The sequence below is a fragment of the candidate division KSB1 bacterium genome (assembly GCA_034506255.1).
GTDB lineage: Bacteria > Zhuqueibacterota > Zhuqueibacteria > Zhuqueibacterales > Zhuqueibacteraceae > Coneutiohabitans > Coneutiohabitans thermophilus.
Genome location: JAPDPX010000002.1, coordinates 604,556 through 623,131, shown reverse-complemented (window position 1 = coordinate 623,131; position 18,576 = coordinate 604,556). Strand labels below are relative to the sequence as shown.

Genomic DNA, 18,576 nt, shown 5'->3' with positions numbered 1-18,576 from the left:
GGTGAGCGTGAGAATGTTTTCGGGATGGGCCATTTTGCGGCGCCCTTGAATTACTGCCCGGGCGCTGCAAGCGCCCGGGCAGTGGGTTCCTGAAAAAATTCGCGAGGCGCTCGCTGCGCTCGCGCCTAAAAGAGTAAAAAGCGTAAAAAGACCTCAAAGGGTAACACCATGCTAACGGGCGTCCCGGGCGCAGCGAAATCCCGAATCGACGTAGCGATTCGTAGGAAGGTTCCTGAACCGATTGGCGCAGCGCACGAGCTGTGGAAGGTCGTTCCACGACCCGCCGCGCAAAACCCGCAAAGTTCCGGTTGCTGGGCCTTTCGGGTTCTGCTTCGGGCTTTTGCTGTAGTAATCCTCCGCATACCAGTCTGAGCACCATTCCCAAACATTGGCGGCCATGTCATAAAGACCAAAGCCATTCGGCGGAAAACTTCCAATCGGTGAAGTACGCTCCCATTTGTCTTTGCCTGCAACCCCCGAGTAGTTTGCATGATCTCGGCTCGCAACATTGCCCCATGGATATTGGTATTTTGGATTGCCAGCCATGCCGGTATTCCCGCCGCGCGCCGCGTATTCCCATTCCGCTTCTGTAGGCAGCCGCTTGCCGACCCATTTTGCATAATTCGTCGCGTCCTCCCAGCTCACGTAAACGACCGGATGATTCAGATTCTGCAATTGCTCATCCCAGTTCCCCGGATTCGGCCGGCCGGTCGCACGGAGATAGCTCTGGTACTGTGCCACCGTGACTTCGTACTGATCAAGATAAAACGCATCAACATGGACTTCATGCACGGGTTTCTCATCGCTGTCACCGTCGTCGCTGCCCATCAAAAATAAGCCGGCGGGGATGAGCACCATGCCCTCGGGCGCCTGGCTGGTGGCCGGCTCAGTTGGCGCCACCAGCGGCGGCGGTGCGGCGAGCTTGGGCCGCAGCGTAATCGTCGCGCTTTGGCCTTTGGCAATGGTCACGGTTTGCGTCACAATCTCAGTCGCGCCGTGAATCGCAATCTTGTGCAAGCCGACGGGCAAAGGATAATCTTTCACGTCGCCGTTGGCAATCGTGTCAATCAAGCTGTCGTCGATATAAACCTGTCCGGAGAGAAAGGCGATGACGCGCGCCAGGCCGAAGGCGGCAATCACTTCGCCACGCGGCCGGGCATTGAGCTTTTGTGAATAATCATCGAGCAAAGCGAGGCCTTGGCTTTGCGCTTCGGGATTAACGAACACGAACGTGCCGCGATACTCCGTTTCCTCGAGCGGCCAGAGGCGCGGGGACACGCTCTTCTTGTGCAAGGCCGCAAAGCGCGCGACCTCGGTTTTGATCTGCGCGAGAATTTCTTCGATGGTGATGAAGCCGTCGCGGCCCGTGCCTTTGTCCGCGTTGCCGGAGCGGGCGGCATTCAAAAACGCGCGCGTGAACACGCCGTTGCCCCTGCCGTTGCGGCCTTCGACTTCATAGGTTTTCTCTTCCGCGGTGCCGGCGGTCATGACCAGGCGGCAGCCATTGCCGCTGAGCGCGGCGAGCAAGTCCCCCGGCCCACCTTTGGAAGTGAAGGCGAGCCCGGAGGCGCTGCAATCGAACACAAAAAGCATGTGATCGATATTCAGCTCGCTGCACCAATCCACGGCGGTGCGAATCGGCATGACCTGCGTACCCACAAAATCACCGGGAACGGCCTGGCTGAACTGCATATAGCCGGTCCTGCCGCGGTTGTCGGCGCCGTGGCCGGAGGAGTAAAACATGAAACGGTCACGGGGCTTCAGACTGCGGCCGATTTTGTTGCGCACGTAGCCGTCGATTAGGTCGCGGTTGACAATCCTCTCGCTTGCCACATAAACGGTGTCGAATCCTCCCTCGTTGAGCAAAAACTCGCGTATGTCGCGCAGATCATTTTTCACGAACGGCAGTTGCGGGGACAGATAGGCATATTCGCTCACGCCCACAAGCAAGGCCACGCTGGCGCCAAATGGCAGTTGGTCTTTGGGCGGCAGTATGACATTGAACAGATTTTCCACCTGCTGAAAGAACCAAGGCTTTGCACCCGCCGCTTTTGTTCGGTGCCAACGCTCGACGCCATCGCGCAGTTTTGTGTATTGAATGTTGGTTTGCGCCCAAACCGGCACGCAAACCAGCAGAAGCGCCATTGGCAGGATGAATGGCCTGGGGCGCCTGTCCCCGAGGAAGTGGAAGAGAGAGTGTGCCGTCAGCCCCAGCAATGACGAACCGAGCAAAACAGTCATCAAGGCGGACATAGGAATCCCCTTGTTTTGCGTTGCCGCTCCGTCAAGCTCAGTGCGGTAATTTCAGGAACTGCATATGATGATAACAATCGATCGGTCAAAAAGCAATGGCGCAGCCGGGGCAACAGAGGCTCTCACCGCCCGGGTGCCGTGCGCCGCCGGCCGGCCGATCCCGGGCTTGCAATTGCCAAAACGGGGAGATAGATTGCCCACCGCGATCTTCAAATGAATCCTCGATCAAACTCCGGAGCTGACATGCGCCTCCATCGCCTGGCGGTTGTGGCTGTTCTTTTGCTCAGTGCGTGCACACGCCCAATCGAATTCGAAGTGCCGGACACCAGCGGCATGGTCTGGTTCAAAGGCAACACCCACACACACACCACCATGAGTGACGGCGACTCGCCGCCGCAAGTGGTGGCGCAGTGGTATAAAGATCATGGCTATCGTTTTCTGGTGCTGTCAGATCACAACGTATTCACCGACCCCGCCACCCTGGCGAGCCTGGTCGATTCGAGCTTTCTTTTGATTCCCGGGGAGGAAGTCTCCAGCAAATTCGGGGACAAGCCGGTGCATGTCAACGGCCTCAACATTCCCGGTGTGATCGCGCCGCAATTCGATTCCACTCTGGTGGGCACAATCCAGAAGAACGTCGATGCCGTGCGCGCGGTGGCGGGCGTGCCGCACATCAATCATCCTAATTTTCGCTGGGCATTTGATCATCGCGAGCTGCTGCAGATTTCAAACGACAAGCTGCTGGAGATTTTCAACGGGCATCCACTGGTGCACAACCAGGGCGGGGGTGGCTGGCCGGGCATGGAAGAGGTGTGGGATCATCTGTTGAGCGCGGGCAAGCGCATCTACGGCATTGCGGTGGATGATGCACATCATTTTCAGGGGGAGTTTGCGCCGGAACGCTCGAATCCCGGCCGCGGCTGGGTGGTGGTGAGAGCGCGCACGCTGGCGCCGCGCGAAATCGTGCAGAATCTTGAGGCCGGGCTGTTCTATGCCAGCACCGGCGTGGAGTTGGAAGATATTCAAATCGAACCAAAAAAAATTACGCTGCATATTCGGCAAAAAGGGGATTTCAAGTACAGCACGCAGTTCCTCGGCACGCAGGGACGGATTCTGAGTCAATCGTATCACAACCCCGCGGTGTTCGAGCTGCGGACGGCGGAGCGCTATGTGCGCGCACGGGTGAGAGATTCGGCAGGGGCAACGGCGTGGGTGCAGCCGGTGTTTACGCGGCACAAGTGAAGTCAGACTTGGATGCAAAAGTCCGATACCCAAGCCTGACTTCGCCAGCTCATTGGTAATCCGGATACATGCCCGGCACGAGCAACGGCATCGGTTGGCCGTTGCGCTCGCTCATGAATTTGATGAATTGCAGGATCGGATCGTTTGCCATTTGCGCTTGGACGCCCGGCAATCCCGGCCTGAAATTGAACAGTCCCTTGGAGGCGGGAATCTCGACCACTTCGATTTCCTGTTTGGGGTCAAGACCTGCCCGCTGCTGCGCAATGGCCAGCGCGGTCAGCATTCCGCCGACTTCATCCACCAGGCCGTTGGCTTTGCCATCAATGCCCGAAAAGATGCGGCCCTCGGCAATTGCCTTCACTTGCTCGACGGACATGCCGCGGCCTTGCGCGACTTTGGCAACGAACGTTTCATAGAAACCTTTGATCAACGTTTCAATCCGGTTGCGTTCCACCACCGTCAAATTGCGCGCCGGCACGCGCACGCCGAGAAACGGCAGGGTGACACCATAACCGGCATCGGCATGCGCGCCGCGCTGGACGTGGTCTTCCGTCATGCCGAGTTTTTCGCTCAAGCCCTTGTCGTAAATCCAGCCGCCGATCACGCCGATCGAGCCGGTGATGGTGTTGGGCCCGGCCACGATGGTGTCGCCATACATCGAAATCCAATAGCCGCCGGAGCCGGCCACCTGCCCCTGACTGACGATCACCGGCTTTTTCTCACTGCATTTCTTCAGCGCTTCGGCAACCACGTCGCTCGCCATGCCGTCGCCGCCGGGCGAATCGACGCGAAAGACCACCGCTTTAATCGCAGAATTCTTGGCGAGATCCCGAAAAACTTTTTCCAGCCAGCGCGCACGAATGCCCTCGTCCATGGCGCAAACGCCCAGCCCATAAACCAGCGCAATCTTCGGCGGCTCGCCCCAGGCTTGCGCGGCGCGGTTGTGCGCCAGCAGGTCTTTTGCCGCGATTTCGGTCAGAGAATTGCCCGTGATTTTTTTGATCACCTCGCGGAGCGCCGGCCAGCGCGCCAGCGTATCGACCAGATTCGATTGCAATGCCAGCTCTGCGGTGAAGAGAGCTTCGTTGTCAATCAGTTGATCAAAACGTTCCGGCGTTAAACCGCGCGACGCGCACACCTCGCGCCGCACCAGTTCATACCAATCATCGACATAATCCTGCAACTGCTCGCGGTCGCCTTCAGACAGGCTGTCACGGCTGAGAGATTCCATCGCAGATTTATATTTGAAAAAGCGCCACTCGTCGAACCCGAGCCCCATTTTTTCGAGTGTGCCTTTCAGGTAGGTGCGGCCCAGTACGAACCCTTGCAGCGTGAGCATGCCTTCGGGATCGAGCACGACTTTATCCGCAACACTTGCCACATGGTAGTCCGTCATCTCCGCGTTGTCGATGAAGATGATCACTTTTTTGCCGGCCGCCTGCGCTTGTTTGAGCGCTTCGCGAATTTCCCAGGCATGCTCCGGCCGGATTTGCATGCCGGAGAGATTGAGCGCCAGCAGCCCGACTTGCGGGTCGCCGGTGGCGGTTCGAATGGTGTTCAGCACGTCGTAAAGCCGGTTGGTGTCTTTATCGAACCACACATACTTGTGATAATCCATCCGGCCTTTGAGGCTCATCGCGAGGTAGCGCTTTCCCTTGCCGCCGGAAACAACACTTGGCTTCACGCCGCCGGCGCGAATCATGTAAGAATTGTATGAATGATCACGTCCGGCATCAAAGTGCGCCTGCCCGCCAATGCCGCTTTTGCCGAAGTTGATCGTCATGCCCAGCGTGAAGGCCTCAGAGTCGAAGGTTCGCCCCACGAGATGCATCCCTTCCAACACTTGCAAAGCCGCGCCCGCGCTCCACGGCGCTTCGGAAAGGGACATGCCGTTTTGTAAAGCTGCATCAGCAAACAACGTGAGCCGCGAGGTGCCGAGTGGGCGAATGCCGATCTCGGCGATGCCTTCACGGTTGCTGCTCTCCGTGGAAAAATTGCCGATCAAGCCCAGCGAAAGAAAACGTGAGGGCCGCAGGATCGACCCGACAGAGAACAGCTTCTCGCGGCCGAACGCAGCACGATCGCCGCTTGACCAGTTGTAAGCCATGCCCAGCGCCAACGCGCGCGACCCAAAACCGCCGGCGAGATTGTAATCTGTAGCGGCCAAATTGCCGCTGTGCCGGCGTTGTGTTGAGAAACCCAATCCGCGCATGCCCCAGAAAAGTCCCCAGTCATTGAAAGAAGCGGCCTTCGTTCCGTCAGTTGACCAAAGAAAACGCGTCTCGCTTTGCCGGAGCATGGCTACATTCGCAGGATTGGTGAAGCCCAGCAGGCCGTCATCAAAGGCGGCAGGCGGCGCCAGCAGAAAATCATTGCGGGAGTAATAGCCGGAGAGTGTTTGCGAACGGGCGGCGACGGGGCACAAGGCCCAGAGCAGGGCGGCACAGATCAGCGTTTTTTTCATGGCGTGAAGGGTTTTGGGCAAAGATCATGGGGCAGCAGTGTGCGGCGACAGGGGCGGCGGGGGAGGCACGGGTTGCAATGCGGTTCAGGTCAATTGCGCCAAAGCATGCTGGGCGGCATTTTGCTCGGCGCGTTTCTTGGAATTGCCGACCCCCAGTCCCATGGTGCGGTTTTGGATTCTGACTTCCACGGTGAAGATTTTGTTGTGGTCGGGGCCCTCTTCGGAGAGGACGTTGTAATAGGGAGTGCCCAGATTGCGGCTTTGCGAGAGTTCGAGCAGGATGCTTTTGAAGTTGCGGTGCTGTTCCTCACTGAGAATTTGATCCATATCGCACAGCAGCGTTTGCTTGACGAAGCTGCGCGCCTGTTCGAGACCGCCATCGAGATAAACCGCGCCAATGACCGCTTCATAGGCATCGGCGATGATGGAAGGCCGCAGCCGGCCGCCGGCCAGGTCCTCCGATTCACTCATGAAGATGAACTTGCCGAGATCGAGCTTGCGGGCAATGCGGGTAAGAATCTTGCGGCTCACCAGCAGCGATTTGATGGCGGTGATGTCGCCTTCTTCCTTTTCGGGAAACTTGTGATAGAGGTACTCGGTGACCACCAGGCCGAGCACGGAGTCGCCCAGCAGTTCCAGACGTTCATTGGAGTGGGAGCGGTGCTCGTTGACTTGCGGCAGGTAGGAACGGTGCTTGAGTGCCTGGGTGATCAGTTCCCGGCGGCGGAAACGGTAGCCGATCAGCTCACAGAATTCCTTGATCTGCGCCTGATGAGGCGCTGGCGGGGTCTTGCCATTCCTGCTGAAAAGCTGTCGGAGTCGAAGCAGCATAGAATCAAAAGCGATGGCGGACGATCCGGCCAGTCGTCCCTCTGCTGGCGCCGGGGCAGAGGGCCGTGCTGCTGGCTCGCGGCGCCGGGATCAAACGTCCGAAAACTTTCTCACGGCAATCGTCACGTTATGTCCCCCGAACCCGAAGGAATTCGACAGGGCGTACTCGACTTCGCGGTAAACCGCTTCATTCGGGGTGTAGCACAGGTAACATTCGGGGTCGGGGGTGAACTGATTGATCGTTGGCGGAATCGCATTGTGGCGGCAGGCGAGCAGGGTCAGGATCAACTCGACGGCGCCCGCGGCGCCGAGCAAATGGCCGTGCATCGATTTGGTCGAGTTGATGTTGAGCTGCGACGCATGCTCGCCAAACACCTGCGCGATGGCGTCGGTTTCGGCTTTGTCGTTGGCGGGCGTGGAGGTGCCGTGCGCGTTGATGTGCTGCACCTCGGCCGGCGAAATGCCGGCCATTTTCAGCGCCTGCCGCATGGCGCGTATCGCCCCCTCGCCGCCGGGCGCGGGCGCCGTGATGTGGTAGGCATCCGCGGTCGAGCCCAGCCCGACGATCTCGCCGAGAATCTCGACGCCGCGGCGGCGGGCACTCTCCAGGGCCTCCAACACCAGGATGCCCGCCCCCTCGCCCATGACGAAGCCGTCGCGCTCCTTGTCGAATGGCCGGCTGGCGCGCGGCGGATCCTCATTGCGGGTGGAAAGCGCCTTCATGGCGTTGAAGCCACCGATGCCCATGGGCGTAATCGCAGCCTCACTGCCGCCGCAAATCATGATGTCGGCCTCGCCACGCTCGATGGTACGAAAGCCTTCGCACACGGCATGCGAGCTGGAGGCGCAGGCGGAGGTGATGGCGTAGTTGGGGCCCTTGAAACCGTATTGAATGGAAATATGGCCGGCGGCCATATCCGAAATCATCATGGGAATGAAAAACGGGCTGAGACGGGAAACACCTTTTTCCATGCACTTTTGGAATTCCCGCTCCAGAGTGGCCAGGCCGCCGATGCCCGAGCTGACGATGACGCCCACGCGGCTCGTATCGATGCCGGCTTGCTGCAGGCGGGCAGACGCAATGGCCTCGGAGGCCGCCGCCATGGCATATTGCACGAAGAGATCCATGCGGCGGGCCTCTTTGCGGTCAATGTAGTTCGTGGGGTCAAAATCCTTTACCTCCGCGGCAAACTTGGTTTCCACTGCCACGGCTTCCGGGTCGAACCGGGTGATCCTGGCAACGCCCGACTTGCCGGCAAGGGCGTTCTCCCACGTGTCTTTGACGTTGTTTCCCAGCGGCGAGATGGCCCCGAGACCGGTTACCACCACTCGTCTTTTTTGCATCTGCGCGTCAGCGTTGTTCAACCTCACAGCCCGGGTGAGCAGGCGGGACAGTGCTCACTGTTTTTTTTTGCGGGGCGCCGCCTCTGCGCCCGCGGTGGCCATGCCCTTCGGCCATGGCCCGCGGCCGGCTCAGGCGGCTGCCTTTTTCTTTTTCAAATACTCCAGGGCCTGGCCGACCGTGGTGAGCTTCTCGGCCTCCTCATCGGGAATTTCGATGTCGAATTCCTCTTCGAATGCCATGACCAGCTCGACCGTGTCGAGGGAATCCGCGCCGAGATCCTCGATGAAACTGGCTTCGTTGGTAACCTGGCTGGCATCGACGCCGAGCTGATCCACGATGATCTGTTTCACTTTGCTTTCAATATCGGACATTCGCTTTCACTCCTCAATTCTTGATTGAAAGGTTGATTGTACGACCACGCTGAATGGTTTGCAGTTTTGCAGAGGAATTCGACTGCCGGCTCATCCCGGCTCATGCCATCACCATGCCGCCGTCGATGTTGATCACCTGGCCGGTGATGTAATCCGCCTCCGGGGACGCCAGAAACAACACCAGACCCGCCACTTCCCCGGGTGTTCCCAAGCGGCCGAGAGGAATCGATTGTAACAGCGTCTCGCGGACACTCTCCCCCAGCACTGCCGTCATGTCGGTGTCAATGAAACCCGGCGCCACGGCATTCACCTGAATGTTGCGGCTGGCGAGCTCGCGGGCCGCTGATTTGGTCAAACCGATGACCCCGGCTTTGGCGGCGCAATAATTCGCCTGCCCCTTGTTGCCCATCAGCGCCACGATGGAAGTGATGTTGATGATCTTGCCGCTGCGCTGCCGGATCATCACCCGGCTCGCCGCGCGCAGGTGATTGAACACGCCGGTGAGGTTGGTGTCGAGCACCTCCTGCCATTCCTCCCCGCGCATGCGCACCAGCAGATTGTCGCGCGTGATGCCGGCATTGTTGACCAAAATATCGAGGCGGCCGAAACGGTCCACCGTGCTCTTGATCAGCCCCTCCACTTCTTCTGCCACCGCGGCATTCACCGCCTGCGCCACCGCCTCCCCGCCCTGCGCGCGTATTTCCTCGGCCACTTTCCCGGCGGATTCCAGGCTGCGGCCGGTGAGCACGACTTTTGCCCCTGCCGCGGCGAAGCGCACTGCAATCGCCCTGCCGATGCCACGGCTGCCGCCGGTGACGATGGCAATTTTGTCTTGCAAGAGGGCCATCAGTTGATCATGCGCAACTAAAGTCAGGTGAGTATCTGTTCGACAATTATTGCCTTCGCCAGAATTTGCCCGCCGATTCGCGCCTGGTGCCGGCCAACTCTCAGACGTGTGCTGCCACGGCCCGCCGGTGCAGGAAAATTTCCGCAAGCGTCCACCAGGAAATACAGTGCCTCAAGTCTGCATCAGCGACTGCAATTCGGCAACGGTGCCAACCGTGATGGCGGTGCGGGCTTTGTTGATCCGCTTCAGCAGGCCGGCCAGCACCTTGCCCGGACCCACTTCATAAAACTGCTGCGCGCCATCCGCAATCATGTTTTCGATGGTCGCCACCCAGTTCACCGGGCTGGTGAGTTGCTGCTCCAGCCTTTCACGCAGGACAGCCGCCGCCTGTTCGGGCCGGGCGGTGACGTTGGTGTAGATTGGGCAGCGGGCATCAGCGAAAGGCGCCGCCCGCAAGGCCTGTTGCAGCCCCTGGCGCGCGCCCGCCATCAAGGGTGAGTGGAAAGCGCCGCCCACTACCAGTAATTTCGCCAGCTTGGCGCCGCGCTGTTTGGCAAGCGCCATGGCTTTCTCCACCGCTGCGAGGTGGCCGGAAATCACGGTCTGCTCATGCGAATTGAAATTGGCGGCCTGCACTACTTGTTGCTGCGGCGCCAGTTCTTCCGTAACGGCACGGCAAACGGCATCGACCGCCTCCGGCGCCAGGCCCATGATGGCCGCCATGGTGCCGGGCTGTTTCCGGCCGGCGGCTTCCATCAACTCCCCGCGCAGCTTCACCAGCCGCAGGGCTTCTTCAAAACTCAAGGCCTGCGCCGCCACCAGCGCGGAATATTCACCCAGACTGTGACCGGCGGCCATGGCCGGCAGCATCCCCCGCTCCTGCAGCAACCGGGCCACAATCACGCTGTGAATCAGAATGGCCGGCTGCGTGATCGAAGTGCGTGTCAATTCTTCCAGCGGACCTGCGAAACAAACTTTCGCAATATCAAAGCCCAGCACTTCATTGGCCTGCCGGAACAGGTCACGCGCGACCGGGTAGGCTTCGTGGAGGTCCCTGGCCATGCCGACAAACTGCGAGGCTTGTCCCGGGAAAAGAAAGGCGATCTTTGCGTGCATGGCCTAAAACCGAATCAATGCCGAACCCCAGGTGAAACCGCCCCCAAAAGCCACCATCAGGCAGAGGTCGTTCGGATGCAGGCGGCCCACTTCAAAGGCCTCATCGATGGCGATCGGGATGGAGGCGGCGGAGGTGTTGCCGTAATTTTGCACATTGACGTAGACTTTTTCCATCGGCATGTTGACGCGCTTGGCGGTGGCCATGATGATGCGCAAATTGGCCTGATGGGGAATCAACAAATTCACCTGCTCGCCGGTGAGATTGTTGCGCTCCAGCAGGCCCGCGGCGGCATCGCCCATCGCGGTGACGGCGTGTTTGAACACTTCCGGACCTTGCATCTCGATGCGAAACATTCTTTCCGCGACCGCGACTTCAAAGGGCACGCGCGTGCCCCCGCCGATCATGCACAGCAGGCTGGTGAGGCGGCCATCGCTTTTGATGAGGGTGTCGAGGATGCCGCTCTCGCCCTGCGCCGGACCGAGCACCATGGCACCGGCGCCGTCACCGAACAGGACGCAGGTGGCGCGGTCGGTCCAGTCGGTGATGCGGCTCAAAATTTCACCGCCAATCACCAGCACATGGCGCGCCTTGCCCGCCGCAATCATGCTGTCGGCCATGGTCAGGCTGTAGATGAAACCGGAGCAGGCGGCAGAGAGATCGAAGGCAGCCGCGCGTGTGGCGCCCAGCATCTCCTGCACGTAGCAGGCCGTCGAAGGGAAATAGGCATCACCGGTCACGGTGCCGATGATGATGGCATCCAATTCTTCCGCGGGCAGCCCGGCCTTGGCCAGCGCTTTGCGGCCGGCTGTTGCACAGAGTTTGGAGGTCAAATCGTCCGGCCCGGCGATGAAACGTCGTTCGATGCCGGTGCGCGAGCGAATCCATTCATCGCTCGTGTCCACCATTTTCTCGAGGTCTGCATTGGTCAGTACACGTTCGGGGACGGCCCGCCCCGTTCCCAGAACCATTGACTTAGGCGTCTTGTTCAACGAGTGAAACTCCCTTTCGAACTTCGAATGCTTCCAGCTCCTGACGAATGATTTGATTGATGCCTTCGCGCACCATGGCCATCGCTTCCCGGATGGCGTTGCGAATGGCTTTCGGAGTGGAGGAACCGTGGCAGATGATGGTGACACCATCAACACCGAGCAGGGGTGCGCCGCCGTATTCTTCGTAGTCGAAAATCTTGCGCAGCCCCTTGAAAGTGGGCTGCATCAAAAAGGCGCCGAGGTTCAGGAAGATTTTCTTTCCGATCTGGCGCTTGATATGGCGGCGGAAAACACTGCCGAGGCTTTCGGTGTACTTCAAAATGACGTTGCCGACAAAACCGTCGCAGACCACCACGTCCGCCTTCGCCTGCAAAATGTCCCGGCCCTCGACATTGCCGATGAAGTTGATGCTGCTCTGCTCCAGCAGCTCATAGGCTTCGCGGGTGACCTCCGTCCCCTTGGAGCGTTCTTCGCCGATGCTGAGCAACGCGACCTTGGGCCGCTCCAACCCAACCACCCGTTCCATGAAAATGCTGCCCATCAAGCCATATTGCAGGAGATGGATGGGCTTGGCATCCACATTGGCGCCCACATCGATCAACATGGTTACGCCGTTGCCGTTGGGAATCAGGGAGCCGATACCCGGACGGTTGACGCCGACGATACGGCCGAGCACGAACAGGGAGGCGGCCATCGCTGCGCCGGTGTGGCCGGCACTCACGACGGCATCCACCTGCCGCTTTTGATGCAACTGATTGGCCACCAGGATCGAGGCGTCTTTTTTCTTCTTCAGTGCCGCGGCGGGCGAGTCGGTCATCTCGATCTTTTCGGAGGCGTGATGAATCGAAAAGTGCAACCGGTCGCCGCGCGTCAGCAGGGGGTGACGGCTGATTTCCTGTTCGATTTGAGCCCGATCACCGACAAAAACGATTTCACATTTGCCATCGTTGAGCCGTGCCGCTTCCAAACCACCTTGCACGATCGCGGCCGGTGCGAAGTCTCCTCCCATGGCATCCAGGGCAATCCGCATAGGGTCCTCTTTTCACCAAATCAAGCCGTGGCCTCGCGGTCACACCGGCACATGTTCACCCGGGGGATTATGGCCATGCGCTGCCACACTCTCCTGTTGTGCCATGACGCTGCGGCATGCAGCGCCGCCGCGACACAGGGTTGCTGACGGCCAGCGCCAGGCGGCAGGGCATGCTGGCTCTGCCGGGATCCTGTCACATTATCTGAAATCATCTCATGCGGGCTGTTTCGCTTCGTGTCGTGATGAACGTTGTTGGATGCGGGTGGAAGAATGACGGTTCTTCTCCTTTGTGAGCGGCAGGGAAAGGTCAGGTTGACTCGCGCGGCAAAAATACGGAGCGATCGTTATAATAACCGCAGTTTGGGCAGACACGATGGGGCAATTTGGGTTGATGGCAGTGGCTGCATTTGATGATTTTGGCCGCCTCCAGCTTCCAGTGTGTGCGCCGTTTGTCGCGGCGTGTGCGGGAGTGACGTCGTTTCGGATTGGGCACAAGTACCTCGCTTCAGTTGATCAGTTTTTGCAATGCCTGCCAGCGCGCATCGATTGGTCGTGCGCCGCACCGGCAGGTTTCTGTATTCAAGTCCACCCCGCAATGCGGGCAAAGCCCCTTGCAGGTCTCGGCACAGAGAATTTTTGCGGGGATCGCCAGCAACAGCAAGTCTCGCAGATCATCGGTAATGTCCACCTCCCGCGCGTCCTGTGCCAGGGGATGCACTTCGTCTTCGGCAAGCGCGCGCAACTCCTCATCATTGGAGAAAATGACCCGGCCGATGTCGGTGATCGTCAACTCCACTTCTTTCAGGCAACGATCGCAATGGAAGCGGCCAACCGTCTCAATACGATTGCGCAAGAAGAGGCTTGCCGCCCGTTTCTCCAGGTCAACCTCGATGTGCACCGGATTGAATAGGTTGGGATGATCGATGATACCGCAACTCGCCGGCTGTTCTTCAAAGTGAAGGTGATGAACGCCTTCTGCGAGTCCAACAAGGGAAATCTTCATGTCGCGGTAATTTTATATTTCAAAGTGGGACGCAATTTATAAAACCGGCTGCTTGAAGTCAAGCTAAAATTCCGGCTCAAACCGTGCATTTTCATCGATCTTGGCACACTCCATTCCCCTGTGGCCGGCTTGCACTTGCCATCGGAGTTTATTTGTCGGAGCCTTGGCCTGCGGCCAGGTGGCAAACCGACCGAGGCGCACGCGATACCCAATGCCACCCCGAGATGGAAAATTGACGCGCGCAATATACATCTCGTGGCGCCGTGCGTCCGCCCGGGCATTGCGGCGGAATTACAGGACGGAAATCTGCACCGGGAATTTCCACCCGCCGCGCATGACCAGCGCCGGACGCGGCGTCTCAATCGCTGCCACCGGCGGAATCGTGCCGGGCTGAGATGACACATCGAAGATTGCGGCCGCCGGTCGCGGTCTCTCAGAAACGGTTTTCTGCTGCTGTCAACACCGAAACCCGTTGGTGACAATCACTGCCAGCACGGTTACAGCCGCGGCAGTGATCCACCTGATCGCTGCTGAAGCCATGTGAGCCGGCTTCCTTTGCGATGGGGCGAATCCCACGGCGGTGGCGCGGCCAGCCATGCTGCGGCCTGCTGCAACAGGCAGGTGGCAGCAGCCATGCTGCAGGAGCGGCCGGTCACCAGCCTGCCTCCGACGCTTGCCAACCAGCAAGAGAGGGCCGGCAGTGATCTGTTATCCCCCGGGCCGGCCCATCAGCCCGGCGGGCGGCCGCAACCTCACATTGTTTCCAACAGCTCCTTTTCCGAGAAGAAGAACGCGACTTCCAGCCGGCCATTTTCCGGTGAATCGGAGCCATGCACGATGTTGTTTTGCTTGCTCGTTGCAAAATCCTTGCGAATAGTGCCGGGCTCGGCCTGTGCGGGATCGGTGGCGCCGATCAGCTTGCGAAAGTCGGCCACCGCATTTTCTTTTTCCAACGCCAGCGGCACCACACGGTCGCTGCACATGAAGCTGACCAGATCTTTATAGAAGGGGCGTTCCTTGTGCACCTCGTAAAATTTGCCGGCGGTTTCCGGTGTCAGGCGTACCATTTTCATGGCCAGAATGCGAAAACCCGCGGCTTCGATACGCGCCAAAACTTTGCCCATTTTCCCAGCCGAGACACAATCCGGCTTCAAAATTGCCAGCGTACGTTCCAACATTGAACTCCTTTCTGCGTGCCAAAGATGATTTTGAATTCGTGCGGTCACCCCTGCCCGCCGCAGCCATGTTCCACCCTGCGGCAGGTCGGCACCGCTCATGTCAAACCAACAGTCTTTTTGCCGTCAGCAGGCTGCACGGCATCGCTGTCATGCCGGTGGCAGAGCCTGCCGCCTCGCCAGCCGTGCCGGTAGACTCCGGCGTAGCGCAGGCAGCCCTGCCTGCCGACAGGAGGTCTGCGCTGCGTCCTCAAACGTAACTGAGGCATTACGCCGTGCCTGGCTCAAAACTTAACCACTGCGCCTGCCATGAAATTGCGGCCGGGCGCATTGAAACCGCTCACGTGTTCGCGATAATTCCAATCAAGGATATTGCTCAACCCAAACTTGAATTCAAGCAGATCGGCCGGCGTCAGGCTGGCGCGGGCATTGAGCGTCCACCAGCCGGGCGTGCCACCTTCCGGGATGCGCAAGTCTTCCTTGTCCTCTCCTGCCAGGCGGTTTTGTGCTCCGGCAAAACGGAGAAAAACTTCCGCCTGCAGGCGGCGTTGCTCGATACGCAAGCCCAGCAACCCCAGCATGGGCGGTATCGCCGGCAGCGGTTCCCGCTGCGACAGGTTCTGACCATATGTATAACTCAGATTGCCGAATGCCGCCAGATGACGCGCCAGTCCAACCTCGGCTTCGACTTCGAAACCGGTGGTATAGGCCCGGCCGGCGTTGGCTTTGTGGTAAACCGCGAGCGTGTCCGTTCCCTCGACGAGGAAGGGCCGGCCGGCAAACAGCGTCGGCTGCCGAACAAGCAAATTTGTCAGCCAGTTGTAATAAACGATCAGGTTGGCCTGCACGCGCTCGGCGTGAAGCTTGATCCCGCCATCGAGGCTGAGCGATTGCTCCGGTTGAAGAGCGGGATTCGGCACTTCGTAAATCAGGTCGCCCTTGCCGCGGCCCAGCCGGCTGAGATCATCCAGATTGGGAGCACGAAAACCCTGCGCCAAATTCGCCACCAAATTCACCCTCCCGGAAAGTGCATGTTTGAGGCTCAGACTGCCTGTCAGCGCTTCCGGAGTTTGTGTGACGGCGGCCAGCCCGGCCTCATCGCGTGCCGGTGTCTGCAGACGATAAGCGCTCCATCGCAGGCCGGCGATCACAGTCGAGCGCGGCGTCCATGCCAGCTCCGCCTGCAAGAACAATCCCAGACTGCGAAACGACGAGCCTTCCGGATAAAGCGGACTGCGCACGGTGCGCCCGCCGGTGGCAAGCGAGATCTGCTGCGAATGCGCCCGGACCGCATCATGATAAAACTCGCCGCCATAAAGCACATGATGCCGGCCGGCGGCGATCTTATTGAACTGCACCTGCAATCCGTATGTTACAACCTGGTATTGGTCATGATTCTCCGTGGTGCTGCCGAATCCCAGACGCACGCGGCGCTCGAACTGGCGGTGGCGGGAGAGCGTCAGGGTGGTTGCATCAAACAAAAAAGTGCGATATAGACCGCGCCACCTCAGATACGACAAATCGCGCTCCTGCGGCGCATACTGCCAAAGTGAGTCGGTCTGCGCTTCATAGACATCATAGCGCGGCACCTCCCGCTGGCGGTTGCTTTGCTGCGCCAGCATGAGTTCCTGCGCCGCACCGAGCGCCACCAGCACCTTGCCGGAGAGATCGAAAGTGTCGTAACCATTGGGCGCCTGCGTGACCGCCAGACGGCGCTTCACGCGCGTATCGTTTTGCAGGTGTTGCATCAGGCGCTCTCCGCCGCGCCGGCCGCGGGTGACCTCGCCGAAGGATTTAAAGGAGGCATCCAACACCACGCCCCACCCTGCCTGCGCAGCCGACAGGCCCAAATGACTGGTCTGTGTTTGATCCGCCGTCGTGACGGCACCGGCAAAAACGCCGTGCAGCGACAAGCCTCCCGTGCGCGGCAACAGGGGGCTGCGCGTGATCAAATTCACCGCACCGCCCAGCGCATCGCTGCCGTACAGCGTTGAAACCGGCCCGTGCACCACTTCGATCCGCTCGAGCGCCTGCGCCTCCACGGTGTTGAGATATTGATGATTGCCGCCGCGGTAAGTGGCATTGTTCAAACGAATGCCGTCAACCAGCAGCAGGAGCTTGTTGGCCTTCAAACCGCGAATGCTGGCCGAGCCGCCCCCCTGGTTGGTTTTTTGAATAAAAACCCCGGCCTGCTCCCGCAAAACCTCCGGCGTCTGCTGGATCGGCTGGCGGCGAATATCCTGCGCCGTGACCACCGACATCATGGTGGCCACCTCCGCGCTCACGGCCGGGCTGCGGTTGGCGGTCACCTGCACTTCATCCAGTGTCAGCAACCGCGGCACCAGCGCGATTTGCACAACCACTTCCGCGCCCGCCACCAGTTTGACGCTCTGTCTGGCCGTCTGAAAGCCCTGACGGCTGAGAATCAACTCGTGCTCGCCCGGCGGCAGATGCTCGATGCGAAACCGGCCCGCTGCGCAGGTCACCTCGCCGCGCTGCGAATGTTTGAGATAGACTGCAACATTTTCCAGCGGCTGGTTGGTTTCGCGATCAATCACAATCCCGCTGATTGCCGCCGTGCCCTGCATTGCCAGGCCTGGCAGCGGCGCACTCAGCAGAATGAGAAGAAGACATTTGCCGGCGGCTTGACCACAGCGCAAGCGTTGCTTGACCCTCATGCGCGTTTGTCCGTGTTCATTTACCCGCTCTCCGCCGGCGTGGCGCGAAAGCTGCCTGCATGCCCGCCATCCTGCCGGCGCGGACTTGCCATTTCTTTGCGAACTTTTCACCGGTAGCGGAGCCGGGAAAACCAAAACCTCACTGGGTGTCAGGCACAGTCGCAAAAATTTTGCTGCACCGGGCCGTGGCAGAAACAAGAGCTCACCATTCCACATTTTCAGCCGGCTGCTATTTCCTGCCGGCTTTGGCTTTCGCCGCGGATTTTGCGATTCTGGTTTTACCCGCGGCAACGGCTTTGGGCCTGGCGGCGGTTTTCACCCCGGCCGCCCTGCGCGCCACGGGCTTGCTCCCGAGCTTTTGCAATTGCTCCTGCATGCGCAGACCTATTTCTGCCGGGCTTTGACAGACCGTGGCACCAGCCTCTGCGAGCCTGGCCATCTTCTCGGCGGCCGTGCCCTGACCGCCGGCAATGATGGCGCCCGCATGTCCCATGCGGCGTCCGGGCGGCGCGGTGCGGCCCGCGATGAATGCCACCACCGGCTTGCGGAATTCCCGCTTGATGTAGGCCGCGGCCTCGTCTTCAGCGTTGCCGCCAATTTCTCCGATCAACACCACTGCATCGGTGCCGGGATCGGCATTGAACAGCCGCAGGGCATCGACAAAAGTGGTGCCGATGATGGGATCGCCACCGATGCCCACACAGGTCGACTGGCCGATGCCAAGGTCGGAAAGCTGCTTGACCGCCTCATAAGTGAGCGTGCCGCTGCGGGAGATCACACCCACCCGCCCCGGCTGGTGGATGAAGCCCGGCATGATGCCGATCTTGCATTGTCCCGGGGAAATCACTCCGGGACAATTCGGGCCGATCATGCGCGTGCCGGTCTTGATCAGGAAGGCCTTGACGGTCAGCATGTCCATCACGGGAATGCCCTCGGTGATGGTCACGATCAACGACACGCCTTCCGCGGCCGATTCCATGATGGCATCGGCGGCGAAAGAGGGCGGAACAAAAATCGCGGCGGCGTTGGCGCCGGTGGCCCGCACCGCCTGCGCCACGGTGTCAAAAATCGGAACACGGTCGTCGAACTTCTGCCCGCCTTTGCCCGGCACCACGCCGGCAACCACCTGTGTGCCATATTCCATCATTTGTCGCGTGTGAAATGAGCCTTCGTTGCCCGTAATCCCCTGCACCAGTACACGCGTCTGCTTGTCAACTAGTATGCTCAACTG

The 18,576-nt window shown here is 59.8% G+C and carries 15 protein-coding genes; 1 reads left to right on the top strand and 14 read right to left on the bottom strand.

Going from position 1 to position 18,576, the window contains the following annotated elements; translation table 11 throughout:
• Window positions 1–171: 171 nt before the first annotated feature.
• Window positions 172–2,145: a formylglycine-generating enzyme family protein gene (locus tag ONB52_06130; GenBank protein MDZ7415724.1), complete on the bottom strand. Its 1,974-nt coding sequence runs from the start codon at window positions 2,143–2,145 to the stop codon at window positions 172–174.
• 351 nt (window positions 2,146–2,496) lie between these two features.
• Here ONB52_06130 and ONB52_06125 point away from each other — a divergent pair, with 351 nt between their 5' ends.
• Window positions 2,497–3,495 carry a CehA/McbA family metallohydrolase gene (locus tag ONB52_06125; protein MDZ7415723.1) on the top strand — a complete coding sequence of 333 codons (999 nt, stop codon included), beginning with the start codon at window positions 2,497–2,499 and terminating at the stop codon, window positions 3,493–3,495.
• Window positions 3,496–3,544: 49 nt separating this feature from the next.
• On the opposite strand, the gene ONB52_06120 is transcribed toward ONB52_06125, so the two are convergent.
• From ONB52_06120 to sucD, 13 genes are all read right to left on the bottom strand, one after another.
• A complete protein-coding gene (locus ONB52_06120; GenBank protein ID MDZ7415722.1) occupies window positions 3,545–5,959 on the bottom strand; it encodes a S49 family peptidase in 2,415 nt (804 codons plus the stop codon).
• Window positions 5,960–6,043: 84 nt separating this feature from the next.
• A complete protein-coding gene (gene rnc, locus ONB52_06115; GenBank protein ID MDZ7415721.1) occupies window positions 6,044–6,790 on the bottom strand; it encodes a ribonuclease III in 747 nt (248 codons plus the stop codon).
• 90 nt (window positions 6,791–6,880) lie between these two features.
• On the bottom strand, window positions 6,881–8,134 hold the full coding sequence (gene fabF / locus ONB52_06110; protein MDZ7415720.1) for a beta-ketoacyl-ACP synthase II: 1,254 nt from the start codon (window positions 8,132–8,134) through the stop codon (window positions 6,881–6,883).
• 129 nt (window positions 8,135–8,263) lie between these two features.
• Window positions 8,264–8,506 (bottom strand): acyl carrier protein, encoded by a 243-nt coding sequence (locus ONB52_06105; protein MDZ7415719.1) that lies wholly within the window; start codon window positions 8,504–8,506, stop codon window positions 8,264–8,266.
• Window positions 8,507–8,606: 100 nt separating this feature from the next.
• Complete coding sequence (fabG, locus tag ONB52_06100) at window positions 8,607–9,353, bottom strand: 3-oxoacyl-[acyl-carrier-protein] reductase (protein ID MDZ7415718.1); 747 nt, start codon at window positions 9,351–9,353, stop codon at window positions 8,607–8,609.
• A gap of 171 nt (window positions 9,354–9,524) precedes the next feature.
• A complete protein-coding gene (fabD, locus tag ONB52_06095; GenBank protein ID MDZ7415717.1) occupies window positions 9,525–10,469 on the bottom strand; it encodes an ACP S-malonyltransferase in 945 nt (314 codons plus the stop codon).
• Window positions 10,470–10,472: 3 nt separating this feature from the next.
• Window positions 10,473–11,438 (bottom strand): ketoacyl-ACP synthase III, encoded by a 966-nt coding sequence (locus ONB52_06090; protein MDZ7415716.1) that lies wholly within the window; start codon window positions 11,436–11,438, stop codon window positions 10,473–10,475.
• A 4-nt stretch (window positions 11,439–11,442) separates the two neighbouring features.
• Window positions 11,443–12,489 carry a phosphate acyltransferase PlsX gene (gene plsX, locus ONB52_06085; protein MDZ7415715.1) on the bottom strand — a complete coding sequence of 349 codons (1,047 nt, stop codon included), beginning with the start codon at window positions 12,487–12,489 and terminating at the stop codon, window positions 11,443–11,445.
• A 307-nt stretch (window positions 12,490–12,796) separates the two neighbouring features.
• Window positions 12,797–12,982, bottom strand: coding sequence for a 50S ribosomal protein L32 (gene rpmF / locus ONB52_06080; protein ID MDZ7415714.1), 186 nt, complete (start codon window positions 12,980–12,982; stop codon window positions 12,797–12,799).
• A 12-nt stretch (window positions 12,983–12,994) separates the two neighbouring features.
• Window positions 12,995–13,492, bottom strand: coding sequence for a DUF177 domain-containing protein (locus tag ONB52_06075; protein MDZ7415713.1), 498 nt, complete (start codon window positions 13,490–13,492; stop codon window positions 12,995–12,997).
• A gap of 752 nt (window positions 13,493–14,244) precedes the next feature.
• Window positions 14,245–14,667, bottom strand: coding sequence for a nucleoside-diphosphate kinase (gene ndk, locus ONB52_06070; GenBank protein MDZ7415712.1), 423 nt, complete (start codon window positions 14,665–14,667; stop codon window positions 14,245–14,247).
• 284 nt (window positions 14,668–14,951) lie between these two features.
• A complete protein-coding gene (locus tag ONB52_06065; protein ID MDZ7415711.1) occupies window positions 14,952–17,345 on the bottom strand; it encodes a TonB-dependent receptor in 2,394 nt (797 codons plus the stop codon).
• 229 nt (window positions 17,346–17,574) lie between these two features.
• On the bottom strand, window positions 17,575–18,573 hold the full coding sequence (gene sucD, locus ONB52_06060) for a succinate--CoA ligase subunit alpha (protein MDZ7415710.1): 999 nt from the start codon (window positions 18,571–18,573) through the stop codon (window positions 17,575–17,577).
• Window positions 18,574–18,576: the final 3 nt, after the last annotated feature.